Consider the following 16222-nt stretch of genomic DNA (forward strand, 5'->3'; position numbering starts at 1 on the left):
CGACCGCCCCCGGGTGCATGCCCTTGATGCGGTATCCGGCCGGGTCCGCGGCCCGCTACGGGTCGCCGGATACGCTCGCGCCATGGACCTGGGTGGCCTCGGATGAGCTGGTTCGAGCGCAACACCCACCACTGGGACGCGTGGTCGCTGGACGAGCTGCTGGCGGCCAAGGGCGCGGCGAGCGTGAGCCTGGTCGTCCCGGCCCGCAACGAGGCCGCGACCGTCGGCGACGTCGTCACCCGCGTGCGCGCGGCGCTGGTGGACACCGTCGCGCTGCTCGACGAGATCGTGGTCATCGACTCCGACTCGACTGACGACACGTACGCCGTCGCCACCGACGCCGGCGCGGTCGTGCACCGCTCCGCGGAGATCCGTCCCGACCTCGGATCGGTGCCCGGCAAGGGCGAGGCGATGTGGAAGTCTCTGTTCGTCACAGGCGGCGACCTGATCGTCTTCATGGACGCCGACCTCGTCGACTGGGACACCCACTTCGTGCCCGGGCTGCTCGGACCGCTGCTGACCGACCCGTCCGTCGGGCTGGTCAAGGGGTTCTACGAGCGGCCGATGCTCGACGGGCCCGGCGCCGGGTCGCTGGACGGCGGCCGGGTCACCGAGCTGGTCGCCCGTCCGCTGATCGCGCTCGAGCACCCCGAGCTGGCCGGGCTGGTGCAGCCGCTGGCGGGGGAGTGGGCGGTACGCCGTTCGCTGTTCGAGTCGCTCTCGGTCCCGACCGGGTACGCCGTCGAGCTCGCCGCCCTCGTCGACACCGCCGCCACCCTCGGGGTGGACGCGATCGCCCAGGTCGACCTCGGCCGCCGGGCGCACCGCCACCAGGACCTGTTCGACCTCGGGGCGATGGCCACCCAGATCCTCGCCGCGATCGGCAACCGATCGGGTGCCGGGGGTCTCGAGGCTCGCTCCGCTCGCACCTCGACCACCGGAGGCAACCACGTGGCGCTGCGCCAGTACCGCCCTGCTCCCGGCTCTGCTCCCGGCTCTGCGGGCCGGATCGAGCCCGTCGACCGCGTCGTACGCGTCGACGAGCGGCCGCCGGCGCGCAGCGTCGTACGGAGCGGCGCATGACGCTCAGGCTGCGCCGGCACGCGTTCGGCGACGACGCGACGCTGATGATGGCGATCGTCAACCGGACCCCCGACTCGTTCTACGACCAGGGCGCGACCTGGGCCGAGGACAAGGCGTTCTCGCGCGTCGCCCAGGTGGTCGAGGAGGGCGCCGAGATCGTCGACATCGGCGGGATCAAGGCCGCGCCGGGGGTGTTCATCGACGAGGCCGAGGAGAAGGCGCGGGTCGTGGACTTCGTGGCCCGGGTGCGCGCGGAGTTCCCCGACCTGGTGATCTCGGTCGACACCTGGCGGGCCTCGGTGGGCGCCGCGGTCTGCGAGGCCGGCGCCGACGTGCTCAACGACGCGTGGGGCGGCGCCGACCCGGAGCTGGTCGACGTGGCCGCGGCGTACGACGCCGCCATCATCTGCACCCACACCGGCGGCGTGACCCCGCGGACCAGGCCCTACCGCCTCGAGTACGACGACGTGGTCGCCGCCGCGATCGCCGACACCGTGGCGTACGCGTCGCGGGCCCTCGAGGCGGGCGTCGCCCGTGAGTCGGTCGTGATCGACCCGGCCCACGACTTCGGCAAGAACACCTTCCACTCCCTCGAGCTGACCCGCCGGCTGGGGGAGATGGTCGAGACGGGCTGGCCGGTCCTGGTCTCGCTGTCCAACAAGGACTTCGTCGGCGAGAGCCTCGACCTCCCCGTCGGCTCGCGGCTGACCGGGACCCTGGCCGCCACCGCCGTCTGCGCCCTCGCCGGCGCCCGGATCTACCGGGTGCACGAGGTCGTCGAGACCCGCCAGGTGGTCGACATGGTCAACACGATCGCCGGTCGGCGCCGGCCGGCGCGAGCGATCCGGGGGCTCCAGTGATGGTCCGGCACGTTTCTGCACCCCAGGTCCGGCTCGACGAGTCAGAACGTGCCGGACTATCCGTCGTGCTGGTGCCGGGGGTGCTCGCGCTCCTGCCGGAGTACGCCGGGCTGACCGACCCGGTGGCCGAGCTGCGGGCCGCCTGCCTGGCCGCCGTCGGGTCGCTGACCGGGGAGGTGCGGGTCGTCGCCTCGGAGCAGGGGCGACGGGTGGCCGAGCACCTGCTGGACGCGGTCTCGGCAGGCTCGACCACCGACGGGCAGACCACCGACGGGCGGGCCACCGACGGGCGGGCCACCGACGGGCGGGCCGCCGACGGGCGGGCCGGCGGCGGGACGTCGTACCTCGTCGTCGGCAACGGCTCCGCGATGCGCACCGAGAAGGCGCCCGGGCACCTCGACGAGCGGGCGGCCGCCTTCGACGAGGCGATCGAGAAGGCACTGCGGACGCCGGACCCGGCCGCGCTGGCCGACCTCGACGAGGAGCTCGGGGCGCAGCTGTGGGCCGACGTGTCCGGCCTGCGCGCGCTCGGCGGCCTGCTGACCGACGCGCACGAGACGACCGTGGACTACGCCGACGACCCGTTCGGCGTGCAGTACTGGGTGATGAGGTGGCGATGCGACTCCTGATCGGTGCCGGCACGACCGGCGCGGAGCTGTCCGACGACGACCTGGCGGAGGTGTACGCCGTCCCGTCGACCCCGTGGCTGCGGGTCAACATGGTCAGCACCGTCGACGGGTCCGCCACCGGCGGCTCGGGGCTCACGGGCTCGATCAACAACCCCGCCGACAAGCGGGTCTTCGACCTGTTGCGCCGGCTCGCCGACGTCGTCGTGGTCGGCGCCGGGACCGCGCGCGCCGAGGGCTACGGCCCCACCGACCTGCCGCTGGTGCTGGTCAGCCGACGCGCCGAGGTGCCCGAGAAGCTGCGCGGCGCCGAGCCGGGCCGGGTGCTGATGGCGACCTGCGCGCACGCCGAGCGCCTCGAGGAGGCCCGCGAGCTGCTGGGCGAGGAGCACGTCCTGGTCTGCGGCTCGCACCGGGTCGACCTGACCGACCTGCGCGACCGGCTGGTCGCCCGCGGCTGGACCAGCATCCTCTCCGAGGGCGGCCCGCACCTGCTCCACGACCTGGTCGCGCAGGGCGTCGCCGACGAGCTCGCGTGCACCTGGGTGCCGCGCCTGGTCGCCGGCAGCCACCCGCGGATCACCGACGGCCCGGAGCTCGACGTACCCCTCACCCTGGCCTCGCTGGTCGAGGAGGGCGACACGCTGCTGGCGCGCTGGCTGCTCTGACCGAGTATGTCGTCCCCGAGGCCTCCGAACCTCCGGGCGACGTCCGTGCCCCTCAGTCGATCAGCGCGAGCTGCGGTAGCACGTCCTGCCCCACCCGATGCGCGAACTCGACCGGGTCGCGGTCCGGCATCACCTGCAGCTCCGTGACGCCGAGGCGCGCATACCGTTCGGCCTGAGCCAGGAACGCCTTCGGGTCGTCCAGCGGCGGCAGCAGCGCCAGCACCGTCTTCGTGATCGTGTCGTAGTCGCGGCCCACGTCGGTGCAGTGCGAACGCAGGACGTCGAGCTTGTGTGCCACGTCCTCTGGGCTGGAGCCGAAGAGGTTGCACGCGTCCGCGTAACGCGCCACGAGCAGCAGCGTCTTCTTCTCACCCCCTCCGCCGATCATGACGGGCGGATGCGGTCGGGTCAGCGGCGCCGGCACGCAGACGGTCTCCGCGAGCTGATAGTGCCTTCCGTCGTACGGCCCGTTGTCGTCGCTCCACATCTGCTTGCAGATCTGCAGCGTCTCCTCGAGCCGCTCGAAGCGCTCGGCCACCGGCACCACCGGCACGCCGAGCCCGCGCTGCTCCCGCTCGTACCACGAGGCGCCGATGCCGAGACGCGCGCGACCGCCGGAGAGCACGTCGAGGGTGGTGACGATCTTCGCCAGCAGACCGGGATGGCGGTACATCACGCCCGTGACGAGCAGCCCGAGCGTCATGCGCTCGGTCAGCGCCGCCACGTAGCCGAGGGCCGTGTAGCCCTCGAGCATCGGCCCGTCGGCCGCGGTGCTCGGGGTCTCCATCTGGAAGTAGTGGTCCATGGCCGTGAACGAGGCGAAGCCCGCCTGCTCCGCGACGCGCGCCGTTTCGGCCAGCGTTGGTGCGATCCGCGCCGGATCAGCGGGCGTCGAGTAGTTCCAGTAGTGCAGCCCCAGCTTCACAGGACACCTCCGCAGACACGACGGTTGCGGCAGCGCCGCACCAAGCCGGCCAGCCTAACAGCGTGAGCGATCGCCTCCACCGGCACGCGAATCACTCTCGCGCCGAATCCCACCGACCGGGGGGCTGCCGGACGCCCAGGACCGGCTCAGTAGGTTCGACCGCGGGAAAACCATGCGTGAGGGAGAACAGATGAACAACGTAGGTGTCGTCGGATGCGGCCTGATGGGCGCCGGCATCGCCGAGGTGTGCGCCCGGGCCGGGCTCGACGTCGTGGTCGCCGAGTCGAGCGAGCAGGCCGCGGCCGCGGGGCGCAAGCGCCTCGAGACGTCGCTGGGCCGGGCCGAGGCCAAGGGCAAGATCGAGTCCGCGGCCGACGTGCTGGAGCGGATCCGGATCGTCACCGACCTCGAGGAGCTGGCCGACCGCCAGGTCGTCGTCGAGGCGATCGTCGAGGACGAGGCCGCCAAGGTCGACCTGTTCCGCCGGCTGGACGAGATCGTCACCGACCCCGACGCGATCCTGGCCTCCAACACCTCCTCCATCCCGATCATGAAGCTGGGCGTGGTGACCAAGCGCCCGCAGCAGGTGATCGGCATCCACTTCTTCAACCCGGTGCCGGTGCTCAAGCTGGTGGAGCTGGTCCCGAGCCTGCTCACCTCCGACGAGACCGCGAAGCGCTCGCGCGAGTTCGTCGAGGGCGCCCTGGGCAAGCAGGCCATCGACTGCCAGGACCGCGCGGGCTTCGTGGTCAACGCGCTGCTGATCCCGTTCGTGCTCTCGGCCATCCGGATGCTCGAGTCGGGCTTCGCCACCGCCGAGGACATCGACCGCGGCCTCGTGCTCGGCGCCGCCCACCCGCAGGGGCCGCTCGCGCTGGCCGACCTGATCGGGCTGGACACCACCAAGGCCGTCGCGGAGTCGCTCTACGAGGAGTTCAAGGAGCCGCTGTACGCCGCGCCCCCGCTGCTCGCGCGCATGGTCGACGCCGGCCTGCTCGGGCGCAAGGCCGGCCGCGGGTTCTACGACTACCGGTGACGGCGGTGTCCGAGGAGTTGCGCGTCGAGCGCACCGGTGCGGTCGTCGAGGTCACCTTCGACCGGCCGCACCGGCACAACGCGTTCACGACGGGCATGTACGCCGCGATGCGGGACCTGTGCGCGCAGCTGCGTGACGACGACTCGGCGAAGGTGCTGGTGCTGCGCGGCGCGGGCGGCCGGGCGTTCGCGGCCGGCAACGAGATCAGCGACTTCCTCGAGGCCGACGCGGTCGCCTACGAGACGTGGATCCGCGAGCTCCTCGACGCGCTGTTCGCGCTGCCGCAGGTGACGGTCGCGGCGATCGACGGGGTCTGCGTCGGCGGTGGCCTCGCGGTCGCCACCCACTGCGACCTGCGGATCGCGACGCCGCACTCGCGGTTCGGCTACCCGATCGCGCGCACCCTCGGCAACGCCCTGTCCGCGTCGGTCGTCTACCGCTGCGCCGCCGTGTTCGGGGAGTCGCTGACCCGCGAGATGCTGCTGACCTCGCGGCTGGTCGACGCCGACCGGGCGTACGCCGTGGGGGCGCTGCTCGCGGTCACCGACGACCTCGACACCGAGCTGGCCAAGGTCCTCGACGGGCTCGCGCACGCCTCCGGGGTCACCCTGCGTGCGACCAAGGCGCAGCTGCTGGACCGGGCGCGCCGGCTTGAGGCCCCACCCGCGGATGACGAGGACCTGCTGCGCGAGGTCTACACCGACCCCGACTTCGCCGAGGGCGTCCGGGCCTTCGTGGCCAAGGAGAAGCCCGCCTTCCGCTGACCGGTCCCCGCGCCGAGTCGGCGTTGCTTGACGCAAAAAGCGTCAACGAGCGCCGACTCGGCGTACTGCTGGGGGTCAACGAGCGTCAACGAGCGCCGACTCGGCGTACTGCGGCGTACTGCTGGGGATCGGTCGGGTCAGGCCCAGCGCGGCTCGTCGGCGCCCCACGACCGGCCGATCCAGCGGTACGCCGTGGGGGCGCCGTGGAAGCCGAGCACGGGCGGGGCGCAGGTGACGGTGCCGGCCGACCCGGCCCCCGTCACCACGGGCAGGTCGGCGTCGTCGACCGCGACCGGGGCGGGCGCACCCGGCACCGGGGGCTGGGCGAGCAGCTCGTGCCCCACCCGCGCGAGCGCGACCGAGACGTGGTGGCTGCCGCCCTCGCCGCGCTGGCGGGCCAGCACGGTCAGCACGCCCGCCGCCAGCAGGTGTCCGGCGGAGTGGTCGAGGGCCTGCGCAGGTAGCGCCCCCGGCGACTCCCCGCCGTCGGGGCTCTCGGCCAGCGCGATGCCGATGGTGGCCTGGACGATGCTGTCGAAGCCGCGTCGCGCCGACCACGGGCCGCCGGAGTCCCAGGCGCTGACCCGGGCGACCACCAGGCCCGGGTGCCGCTCCGCGAGCTCCTCGGCGCCGAGACCGAACCGGTCCAGCGATCCGGGCCGGTAGCCGCTGACCACCACGTCGGCCCGCTCCAGCAGCTCCTCCAGGGTGGCACGACCGTCACGGCTGCCGAGGTCGAGCAGGGCCGAGCGCTTGCCCTGCCCGGTGTCCAGGTGCTGCGTCTCGATCTCCGGCGTGCGCGGCGAGTCGATGCGCAGCACGTCGGCGCCGGCCAGGGCGAGGTCGCGGGTGGCGACCGGCCCGGCGATCACGCGGGTCAGGTCGAGGACCCGCACGCCCGAGAGCGGCAGCGGGCCGGCCTCGGGCCAGGGGCGCGGGTCGGCCTCGCCGAGGAGCTCGTGGTCGATCAGGGGACGCCGGTCGATCGCCGCCGCCTGCGGGTGCTCGGCCCAGGTGACCGCGTCGCGGACCCGGAACACGATCGCGCCGGCCTCCGCCGCGTCGTCCTCCAAGGCGCCGGCCTCGCGAGCCGACACCGCGGCCCGCATCTCCTCGGCCCCGGCCTCCTCGGACAGGCCGAGCAGCGCGCGCAGCCGCTCGGCGTGGTGCGGGTAGTTCGCGTGCGTGCGCACCCACCCGTCCGCGGCCCGCCAGAACCCGGACAGCGGCGCCCACGGGTCGACCGTCTCGCCCTCGCGGCGGAACACCCGCTCGCTGCGGTACGACGCCGCCACCCGCTCGGGGGTCACCGTCACCGGCCCGACCTGCTCGGGGTGCCGGCCGCGGCGTACCTCCCCGACCAGGCCGGCGGCCAGCGACGCCACCGCGACACTGTCCGCGGCCAGCTCGCCTACAGCCAGCGTGGAGGCCAGCGGCACCGGCCGGGGGAGCGGCTGCACCCTGTCGAGGAGGTCGGGGTCACCCCCGAGGTCCGACCACGCCCGCTGCCCGAAACGTCCCACTGCTCCCATGTCCTGCTCCTCCCCACGGCGCCCGCGAGACGGGCGCGCTCCCGGGGCAAGCCTGTCAGCGTCCTCCCGTCGGGCGTGCACCCCCCGGGGTGTCAACGAGCGCCGACTCGGCGTGCCTCGGGGTGTCAACGAGCGCCGACTCGGCGGGCTTTCAAGGGCTTGTGAATGCAATCACAAAGTCGGGGGCCTTCGACCCGGCCCCTGCAGGGCCGTGATGAGACGTGCGTACCGTCGATGACGTGCTCCTTCAGGCAGCCTCCCCGAAGCTCATCGCCCTGGTCACCTCCCTGACGGCCGACGCGCCGCCGGGGCTGCTCCCCGCGCGGGAGCAGATGGCGCTCTCGCTGGGCTGGCACATCGTGCTGGCCTGCTTCGGGGTGGCGTTCCCGACGATGATCTTCGTCGTCCACCGCCGCGGCATCGTCCGCGACGACCCGGTCGCCCTCGGCCTGGCGCAGCGTTGGGCGAAGGTCTCGGCGGTGCTCTTCGCGATCGGCGCCGTCTCCGGCACCGTGCTGAGCTTCGAGATGGGCCTGTTGTGGCCCGGGCTGATGGGGCGCTTCGGCGACGTGTTGGGGCTGCCGTTCGCCTTCGAGGGCCTGTCGTTCTTCGTCGAGGCGATCTTCCTCGGCATCTACCTCTACGGCTGGAACCGGATGCCACCGCGCCGCCACCTCGCGATGCTGGTGCCGATGGGCGCGGCCGGCGTGATCGGGACGTTCTGCGTCATCTCGGTCAACGCCTGGATGAACAACCCCACCGGCTTCCGCATCGTCGACGGCGAGGTGACCGACGTCCAGCCCTGGCGGGCGATGTTCAACGACGGCGTCTGGCTGCAGTTCGCGCACATGTGGGTGGGCGCGTTCATGCTGGTCGGCTTCGTCGTCTCCGGGGTGTACGCCGCCGGCTTGCTCAAGGGCCGGCGCGACGAGCACCACCGGCTCGGGTTCACCGTGCCGTTCGTGTTCGCCACCGTCGCCGCGCTGGCCCAGCCGCTGATCGGCCACGTGCTCGGGCTGCGGATCGCGACCACCCAGCCCTCCAAGCTCGCGGCCTTCGAGCTGGCCACCACCACCGAGAGCCCCTCGCCGCTGCACCTCGGCGGCATCCTCGTCGACGGCAAGGTCGAGTGGGCGCTGACCATCCCGCGGCTCGGCTCGATCATCTCCCGCAACTCGTTCACCAAGCCGGTGCCCGGCCTGGACACGATCCCGCCCGCGGACCGGCCGCCGGTCAACATCACCCACCTCGCGTTCCAGTCGATGGTCGGGCTCGGGACGCTGCTGGCGCTCGCCGTGCTCGTCTTCTGGCTGGCCCGCTGGCGGGGCCGTGACCTGAGCGCCAACCGCTGGTTCCTGCGTTTCGCGGTCGTCTCCGGGCCGCTGGCGGTGATCGCGCTCGAGTGCGGCTGGATCGCCACCGAGGTCGGCCGGCAGCCCTGGACGGTCTGGCAGGTGCTGCGCACCAACGACGCGGCCTCGACCAGCAACGGCCTGTGGTGGAGCTACGCCGCGGCGTTCGTGGTCTACATCGGCATGACCATCGGGGCGTACGTCGTCCTCAGGTCGATGGCGCGTCGCTGGCGGGCCGGTGAGCAGGACCTGCCGAGCCCCTACGCGCCCGGTGCCCGCGAGCTCGACCGCACGGCTGGGCGGTGACCCTGCCGATGACTCTGGAGCTGGCCGTGGCAGCGGCCCTGTTCGTCGGCGTGATCGCCTACGCACTGTTCGGGGGCGCCGACTTCGGCTCGGGCTTCTGGGACCTGACCGCCGGTGGCGACGAGTCCGGCAGCGAGCTGCGGACGCTGATCGACCACAGCATCGGCCCGGTCTGGGAGGCCAACCACGTCTGGCTGATCTACGTGCTGGTGATGTGGTGGACGGCGTTCCCGACCGCCTTCGCCGACGCGATGACCACGCTGATCGTGCCGCTGCTGCTGGCCCTGCTCGGCATCGTGCTCAGGGGCGCCAGCTTCGCGTTCCGCAAGTACAGCGCGACGCTGGGCCAGGCCCGGACCTTCGGGATCGTGTTCGCGGCCTCGTCGCTGATCACGCCCTTCTTCCTCGGCACGGTGGCGGGCGCGATCGCCTCGGGTCGGGTGCCGGGCGGCGTCTGGGACTCGTGGCTCAACCCGACCTCGCTGTTCGGCGGCGTCATCGCGGTGGGCACCTGCGCCTTCCTCGCCGGCGTCTTCCTCACCGCGGACGCGGCCCGGGGCGGGCACGCGACGCTCGCGGCGCGGCTGCGGGTGCGCACGCTGGGCGTCGGTGTGGTCACCGGCCTCGTCGTCTTCGCCGGGCTGGTCCCGATCCAGCACGACGCCCCGACCCTGGCGTACGGGCTCGAGCACCGGGCCGCGCCCCTGATCGTGGTGTCGCTGCTCGCCGGCGCCGCCACCCTGGTCCTGCTGGTGCGCCGACGCCTCGGCACCGCCCGGCTCACGGCGCTGGTCGCGGTCGGCACGGTCGTGTCGGGCTGGGGGGTCGGGCAGTACCCCTGGCTGCTCGTCGACCACGTCACGATCGCCGACGCCGCGGGCGCGCCCGCGACGCTGCAGGCGCTGCTGGTGGTGGTGGCGCTCGCGGGCGTCATCGTGCTGCCGGCGCTGGCCTACCTGTACACGCTCACCCAGTCCGAGCGCTGGTCGCACGACTGAGACCCCGGACACCGGGACGTCATGCGTTCCGAGGGCTCTAACCCTCAGAACGCATGACGTCCCGGCTGGCGATCAGGACTGCACGAGCGCCGTCCAGCACAGGTGCGTCCCCCCGCCGGGCGACTCGTGCATATCCAGGGTTCCGCCGTGCTGCCGGGCCCGGCGGCGCAGGTTGGTGAGGCCGCTGGAGCGCGACGGGTTCCCGAGGCCGCGGCCGTCGTCGGTGGCCTGCAGGGTCAGCACGCCCTCGCTCAGCGTCACCTGCAGCCGCACGCTGGAGGCGCCGGCGTGCCGGGCGGCGTTCGCGAGCGCCTCGCGGGCCACCGCCACGACGTCATCGGCCAGGTCGTGGGACACGACCTGGTCCAGCGGGCCCGAGAACTCCGCGTGGGCCGCGAAGCCGAGGGCCGGCCGGGACTCCTCGACCACCGTGAGCAGGCGCTCCTTGAGGCCGCCGACCGCGGACGGCCCGCGGCTGAGCCGGAAGATGGTGGTGCGGATCCGCCGGATGGTCGCGTCGATCGCGTCGACGTACTCTCCGAGCCGACGCTGGTGCTCGGGCTCGCTCACCCGGTGGACCATGCTCTGCAGCCCCATCCCGGTCGCGAACAGCTCCTGGATCACGTGGTCGTGCAGGTCCGCGGCGATCCGCTGGTGCTCGCGCAGCACCGCCAGCGCCGCCTGGTCGGCCCGCGACTGGTTCAGCTCGAGCGCGACGCTGGCGTGGCCGACGTACGCCTCGAGCTGCTCGAGGTCGGTGGCGTCGAAGCTGCCGTGCTCGGCGATCCGGCCGACCACGACGGCGCCGACCAGACGCGGCCCCTGGACCAGGGGTACGGCGATCAGCGAGGCCACCGGCTGGTCGAGGACCGGCTCGGGGTTCTCGCGGTCGCGGTAGGTCTCGACGAGCAGCGGCCGGCTCTCGAGCAGCACCTGCCCGAGCCGGCTGACCCCCAGTGGCACGTGCCGGCCGGCCAGCTCCTCGGCGCGCAGCCCCACCGCGGCCTCGCCGACGACCTCGTCGCCCTCCAGCACCGCCAGCACCGCGATGTCGCCGTCGGCGCCGTGCAGGGCCCCCTGCAGCGCCACCTCGAGAGGAGTGTCGTGGCCCCCCGCGAAGAGCAGCTGGGTCGCCTCGGTGGTCGCCGCCTGCCAGCGGCGGCGGCGCTCGGAGTCCTCGTAGAGCAGGGCGTTCTCGATCGCCACGGCGGCCGTCCGTGCGAGGCTGGTGACCAGCTGCTCGTCCTCGTCGGAGAACGCGCCCCGCCTGCTGTCGGTCAGGTAGAGGTTGCCGTACGTCGACCCGCGGACGTGGACGGGGACGCCGAGGAAGCCGGTCATCCGGGGGTGCTCCGGCGCCTGCTCGAGGAGGTCGACCTGCTCCTCGCCCATGCCGGTGTGCACGAACCGCTCGATCGTCCCGCCCTCGCCGAGCACCCCGAGGGCGGCGTACCTCGCGCCGACCAGGTCACGCGCCGCCTCGACCAGACGGTCGAGCACGACCTCGATCCGGAGGTCGGCGCTCACCAGCGCGTTGGCCCGGAGCAGGGCACGCAACCGGCCCTGGGCCATGAGCACGTCGGTGGCGCGCTCGGTGAGCTGGACCAGCGAGTCCTCCAGCTCCAGCCGCGGCACGTCGGGGAAGGTCAGCAGCTCATCGGGGCCGGAGACCGACAGGTCCTCGCTGATGTCGGGTGCGCTCCTCGGGGTCTCCTCCGCCGACCCCGGGGACGTGGATGGCAGCCGCCCCGGTTCGCCAGGTGCCGGCGGTGGGTGCGTCATCGGATCCTTGAACTCGCCGCGGGGACGCGCTATCTCCACGTCGCGGTGCTCGGCGAACGAGATCATCGCTCCCGCCGGCCGTCCCTCGTCGAGGTACGAGGCGAAGAACATGTCCGTCCACTGGCTGGGGCCGGGGCCCGGGCACGGCGTCAGCACGGTCACCGGAGCGGACACCTCACCGCGCAGCGCGCGGTGCAGCAGCTCCGAGGCCTGCTGAGCCTGGGGGTCGTCGCCCGCGGCGGCACAGATCGAGAAGTAGTCCGTCCCGGGGCCACACCGGCTGGGGTCGCCTCCGTTCTCCTTGCAGTAGGACTCCCAGGCGTCGTTCACCCACACGATGACGCCAGTGCCGTCCAGCACCGCGGTCGCCACGGCGTTCGAGGCGGTCTGCTCGTCGACCGACCTCCCCCGGCGCTGCTCCACGCCCATGGTCCCCTCCGTTCCCGGGGCTGGGCGGAGCAGGCGGCCGCGCGTGCGTCGCATGCCCACAACCCGAGCTCCCTCCCGGCCTGCGCGAGCCACACCGGGGACAGGGGTGGGCGGACCTCCGGGGTCCGGGGAGGTGATTTCCTCACCTTAGCCCCCGGGATCTCTCCGAAGAAGCGAGAATGCAGATGCCCACCTGTCGAAACAACGGCATCGGCGTACCGTCGAGGGCAATGGGGTGACGCTCGGGGGAGCCCTGCGCTGTTTTGCGCGTTCCCAGGGGACGACAGATGTACGACCACTCGCTCTTCCTGCGCACGGTCTCGGAGTTCAACGGCAGGCTGTTGATGCCGTACGACGTCGACGCCGTGCTGAAGGACGCCATGGCGCGCATCGTCGACGTCTTCGGGCTGGCCGGCGCGGGGATGGCGCTGGCGGAGTCCGGTGAGCTGCGCTCGACCGTGGGACACCCGGCCGAGGTCGACGCCCTGGAGCAGATCCAGAACAGGCTCCAGGCCGGGCCCTGTGTCCAGGCGTTCCGCACTGCCGAGGTCCTGGTCGTCGCCGAGCTCGAGTCGTACGCCGACCGGTGGCCGGAGTACCTCGCGGCGGCTCGGGCGCTGGGCCTCGGAGCGGCCGTGGGGATCCCGCTGCAGCTCGGTGGCCACTCGATGGGCGCGGTCGACCTGTACGCCACCGGGCTCCGGGACTGGCCGGCGGAAGACCTGCAGGCGGCGGTGGTGCTGACCGACATGGTGACCGCCTACCTCATCAACGCCTCCACCCTGCGCCAGCAGGAGCAGCTGGCCGAGCAGCTCCAGCACGCCCTGGACTCACGCACCGTCATCGAACAGGCGAAGGGCGTCGTCTCCGCGCGGCGGGGGGTCACGGTCGACGAGGCGTTCGAGCTGATCCGGCGCCACGCGCGCAACCACCAGGTCACGGTGCGCGCCGTCGCCGAGGGCGTCGTGGGGCTCGGGCTCGAGGTTTGACTCAGGCCGGCGCCGGCGACTCCGCATCCCCCTCGAGGTCGCCCGCCTCGCTCTCGTCCTCGGCGTCGCCCATCGCATCGCCTGCCGCATCGCTGGGCTGCCTCTCGGGCAGCGAGCCGGCGGTGAACAGCGCAGCCAGCGCGAGCAGCGCGAGCAGGGCGATGGCGACGCGTAGCCCGTCGATCCGGGCCGCCTCGTTCTCGTCGACCACCGCCTGGGCGGTGTCCCCCTCGACGCCGGCGTCGGCGAGGGCGTCGCCCAGCTGGTCGTCTGACAGGAACGGGATCCCGCCGGCGAGGTCGGTCTCGGCCTGCGACGACACCTCGGCCGGCACGTCCGGGTTGTCCTGGATCCCGGACAGGAACGACGAGGTGAGCGCCGAGATCAGCACCGCGCCCGCGAGCGCCGTGCCGATCGAGGCCCCCAGGTTGGTCACGGTGTTCTGCAGGCCCCCGACCTCGGCGGTGCGGTCGTCGCTGACGGCCGACACGGTGACGGCGCCCAGCTGCGAGGCCAGCGCCCCGATCCCGAGCCCGGCCAGGAGCATCGGCCAGGTGATGATCTCGGGCCCGACGCCGACGTCCAGCGCGGCCACCAGGACCACCAGCGCCACGAAGAGCGTGAGGAAGCCCAGCCTGACCACCCGACGGGGCGAGGCGTGGGGGAAGAACTTCGGGATGCCAACGGCGCCGAGCAGCAGCGTCGCCGAGAGCGGCATGATCCGCACCCCGGTCTCCACGGCCGACAGGCCGAGCGCGACGGAGAGGAAGAGCGGCACGACGAAGAACAGGCCAGCCTGGAGGAGGTACTGGAAGAAGAACGACGTGAGCCCGCTGCGCAGCCGCAGGTTGCGCAGCAGCCCGGGATCCAGGAGCACCTCCTGGCCGGCCACCTGACGCCGGTGCTCCCACGCGAGGAAGACCCGCAGCACCACGCCGCCGGCCAGGATCAACCAGACGACGGGCGAGAGACCGAACCACGTCGGGGCGCCGGGCTTGGCAACCACGAACCCCCACTCGCCCCCGCGCAGGATGCCGAGGACGACCAGCGCCAGGCCGGAGGCGGACAGCACGGTGCCGACCAGGTCCAGCTTCGCCGAGGGGTCGGCCGGCTCGTCGGTCATCTTCCGTGCCTGCACCACGATGACCAGCACCAGGATCACCTCGCCGGCGAAGACGTACCGCCACGAGGCGTACGTCGTGAGCAGGCCGCCGATCAGCGGGCCGACCGCCACCGCGATCGCACCGGCAGCGGCCACCAGGCCGTAGGCGCGCGGCCGGTCGGGGGAGCCGAAGTTCGAGGCGACCAGGGCCACGATCGCCGGCATGATCAGCGCCGCGCCGATGCCCTCGAGCAGCGACCAGCCGATGATGAGGACCGTGAGGTTCGGGGCGAGCGCCGTGGTGAACGACCCCACCCCGTAGATCGCGCACCCGATCCCGAACGCCCGCTTGCGGCCCAGGATCTGCCCGAGCTTGCCACCGGTGATCATCAGTGAGGCCATGACCAGGGTGTAGAGCGTGATCGCGGTCTGGATGCCCGTCACGGTGGTGCCGACGTCCTCCGCCACGGTCGCGATGGACACGTTCATGACCGAGCTGTCCAGGGTCATCAGGAACTGCGCCGAGGCCAGGGTCAGCAGCACGCTGCCCGAGGCCGTGCGTGCGGTGCTCGTCGTGGTCGTCACGGTTGACCTCCCTGCCGGCCCAGCGCGTCACCGACCGCGCTGACCAGGATGCGGGCGACGATGCCGATCAGGGCCAGGTCGCCGAGCATCTGCACCATGGTGACCGCGCGGGTCGGCTCCGTGGTGGCGGTGATGTCGCCGAAGCCGACGGTGGCGAAGACGGTCACGGTGAAGTACGCCGAGTCGAGGCGGGTCAGCGACTCGCTGAAGCTCGCGGGGTCGGAGTCGGCCATCACGTAGTAGGTCGTGGAGAAGATCGCGAGGAACAGCACCAGCGTGGTGGCCAGCGCCTCGACCGCCCGCAGCCGCGGGTGCGAGGACCGGCGGATCTCCCGGATGTGCCACACCACGAGGGCGGCGACCAGGGCCAGCCCGGCGCCGAGCGTCAGCACCGAGACGCCGTCCATCTTCGTCATGGGGAGGAAGGAGTAGGCGGCGCCGATCCCGATGGCGACCAGCAGCGAGCGCACCAGGGAGACGAGGGCCTGCCGGCGACCCGCGGTCGGCCGACGGACGCCGGTCGTGGCCGCCGTTGATCCCATGCTCCGAGTGAAGCGGCCCGGCCCGTCCGGCGTCTCACCCGTAGCGGGTGATGTGACGACGGGGTGTCCGCACGACGCTGGAGGGGAAAGTTGCCAACGAATCAGGAGCTCGTGATGTCCAACACGCACCTGGACTCCTCCAGTGCCACCGGCACTGCCGCGAGCCAGTCCGCCGCAGGATCGCGGCGAGCCGAGGAACCCACCGGCTGGACCGGCTGGGTCATCTTCGCCGCGACGATGATGCTGCTCATGGGGACCTTCCACGCCATCGCCGGCCTGGTTGCGCTCTTCCGCGACGAGTACTACATGGTCGGCAAGAACGGCTTGGTGGTGCACGTCGACTACACGGCGTGGGGATGGACCTACCTGCTCGGCGGCATCCTGATCGTCGCCGCCGGCGTCGGCCTCTTCGCCGGCCAGATGTGGGCCCGGATCGTCGCGGTCGCGCTCGCGGTCCTCAGCGCCGTGCTCAACATGGCGTTCTTCTCCGCCTACCCCTGGTGGTCGGCCATCATGATCACCCTCGACGTGCTGGTGATCTGGGCGATCACCGTGCACGGGTCCGAGATGAAGCAGATGAGCTGACCTGCACCACTGACCACGGGGGGCCAGCACAACGGGACCGGGCGCACGCGCCCGGTCC

Annotated in this window: 15 protein-coding genes; 10 read left to right on the plus strand and 5 right to left on the minus strand. The window is 72.6% G+C overall.

Annotation, left to right across the window (positions count from 1 at the left end):
* Positions 1–102: 102 nt before the first annotated feature.
* The 4 genes from ACZ43H_RS22710 (at position 103) to ACZ43H_RS22725 (ending at position 3237) form a co-directional block, all read left to right on the plus strand.
* Complete coding sequence (locus ACZ43H_RS22710) at positions 103–1083, plus strand: glucosyl-3-phosphoglycerate synthase (RefSeq protein ID WP_464586586.1); 981 nt, start codon at positions 103–105, stop codon at positions 1081–1083.
* Positions 1080–1943, plus strand: coding sequence for a dihydropteroate synthase (gene folP / locus ACZ43H_RS22715; protein ID WP_464586587.1), 864 nt, complete (start codon positions 1080–1082; stop codon positions 1941–1943). Before ACZ43H_RS22710 ends, folP begins: the two co-directional genes overlap by 4 nt.
* Before the next feature lie 65 nt (positions 1944–2008).
* On the plus strand, positions 2009–2572 hold the full coding sequence (locus tag ACZ43H_RS22720; protein ID WP_464586588.1) for a hypothetical protein: 564 nt from the start codon (positions 2009–2011) through the stop codon (positions 2570–2572).
* The gene (locus tag ACZ43H_RS22725) at positions 2560–3237 is read left to right on the plus strand and encodes a dihydrofolate reductase family protein (RefSeq protein ID WP_464586589.1); all 678 of its coding nucleotides are present in this window, start codon (positions 2560–2562) and stop codon (positions 3235–3237) included. The genes ACZ43H_RS22720 and ACZ43H_RS22725 overlap by 13 nt, the downstream gene beginning before the upstream one ends.
* Positions 3238–3289: 52 nt before the next feature.
* Here ACZ43H_RS22725 and ACZ43H_RS22730 read toward each other — a convergent pair whose 3' ends face one another.
* Positions 3290–4162: an LLM class F420-dependent oxidoreductase gene (locus ACZ43H_RS22730; RefSeq protein ID WP_464586590.1), complete on the minus strand. Its 873-nt coding sequence runs from the start codon at positions 4160–4162 to the stop codon at positions 3290–3292.
* Between the two features lie 190 nt (positions 4163–4352).
* On the opposite strand from ACZ43H_RS22730, the gene ACZ43H_RS22735 reads away from it, so the two are divergent.
* Positions 4353–5198 (plus strand): 3-hydroxybutyryl-CoA dehydrogenase, encoded by an 846-nt coding sequence (locus ACZ43H_RS22735; protein ID WP_464586591.1) that lies wholly within the window; start codon positions 4353–4355, stop codon positions 5196–5198.
* A 5-nt stretch (positions 5199–5203) separates the two neighbouring features.
* On the plus strand, positions 5204–5962 hold the full coding sequence (locus tag ACZ43H_RS22740; RefSeq protein WP_464586592.1) for an enoyl-CoA hydratase-related protein: 759 nt from the start codon (positions 5204–5206) through the stop codon (positions 5960–5962).
* Between the two features lie 137 nt (positions 5963–6099).
* On the opposite strand, the gene ACZ43H_RS22745 is transcribed toward ACZ43H_RS22740, so the two are convergent.
* Positions 6100–7494: a CoA transferase gene (locus ACZ43H_RS22745; protein ID WP_464586593.1), complete on the minus strand. Its 1395-nt coding sequence runs from the start codon at positions 7492–7494 to the stop codon at positions 6100–6102.
* 239 nt (positions 7495–7733) lie between these two features.
* On the opposite strand from ACZ43H_RS22745, the gene ACZ43H_RS22750 reads away from it, so the two are divergent.
* Both ACZ43H_RS22750 and ACZ43H_RS22755 read left to right on the plus strand, forming a co-directional pair.
* Entirely contained in the window at positions 7734–9152 is a 1419-nt protein-coding gene (locus tag ACZ43H_RS22750) for a cytochrome ubiquinol oxidase subunit I (RefSeq protein ID WP_464586594.1), read from the plus strand.
* An 8-nt stretch (positions 9153–9160) separates the two neighbouring features.
* Positions 9161–10150, plus strand: a complete 990-nt coding sequence (locus tag ACZ43H_RS22755) for a cytochrome d ubiquinol oxidase subunit II (protein WP_464586595.1) — start codon at positions 9161–9163, stop codon at positions 10148–10150.
* Between the two features lie 72 nt (positions 10151–10222).
* Here the strand turns inward: ACZ43H_RS22755 and ACZ43H_RS22760 are convergent, their stop codons facing one another.
* Positions 10223–12361: a GAF domain-containing sensor histidine kinase gene (locus tag ACZ43H_RS22760; protein WP_464586596.1), complete on the minus strand. Its 2139-nt coding sequence runs from the start codon at positions 12359–12361 to the stop codon at positions 10223–10225.
* A gap of 287 nt (positions 12362–12648) precedes the next feature.
* On the opposite strand from ACZ43H_RS22760, the gene ACZ43H_RS22765 reads away from it, so the two are divergent.
* Positions 12649–13350 carry a GAF and ANTAR domain-containing protein gene (locus ACZ43H_RS22765; RefSeq protein ID WP_464586597.1) on the plus strand — a complete coding sequence of 234 codons (702 nt, stop codon included), beginning with the start codon at positions 12649–12651 and terminating at the stop codon, positions 13348–13350.
* 1 nt (position 13351) lies between these two features.
* Here ACZ43H_RS22765 and ACZ43H_RS22770 read toward each other — a convergent pair whose 3' ends face one another.
* Together ACZ43H_RS22770 and ACZ43H_RS22775 are read right to left on the minus strand one after the other, a co-directional pair.
* Positions 13352–15037: an MFS transporter gene (locus ACZ43H_RS22770; RefSeq protein WP_464586598.1), complete on the minus strand. Its 1686-nt coding sequence runs from the start codon at positions 15035–15037 to the stop codon at positions 13352–13354.
* Entirely contained in the window at positions 15034–15579 is a 546-nt protein-coding gene (locus ACZ43H_RS22775; RefSeq protein ID WP_464586599.1) for a potassium channel family protein, read from the minus strand. Before ACZ43H_RS22775 ends, ACZ43H_RS22770 begins: the two co-directional genes overlap by 4 nt.
* 114 nt (positions 15580–15693) lie before the next feature.
* On the opposite strand from ACZ43H_RS22775, the gene ACZ43H_RS22780 reads away from it, so the two are divergent.
* Positions 15694–16164 carry a DUF7144 family membrane protein gene (locus ACZ43H_RS22780; RefSeq protein WP_464586600.1) on the plus strand — a complete coding sequence of 157 codons (471 nt, stop codon included), beginning with the start codon at positions 15694–15696 and terminating at the stop codon, positions 16162–16164.
* The last annotated feature ends 58 nt before the right edge of the window (positions 16165–16222 follow it).

This window comes from Nocardioides sp. DN36 (genome assembly GCF_055380375.1).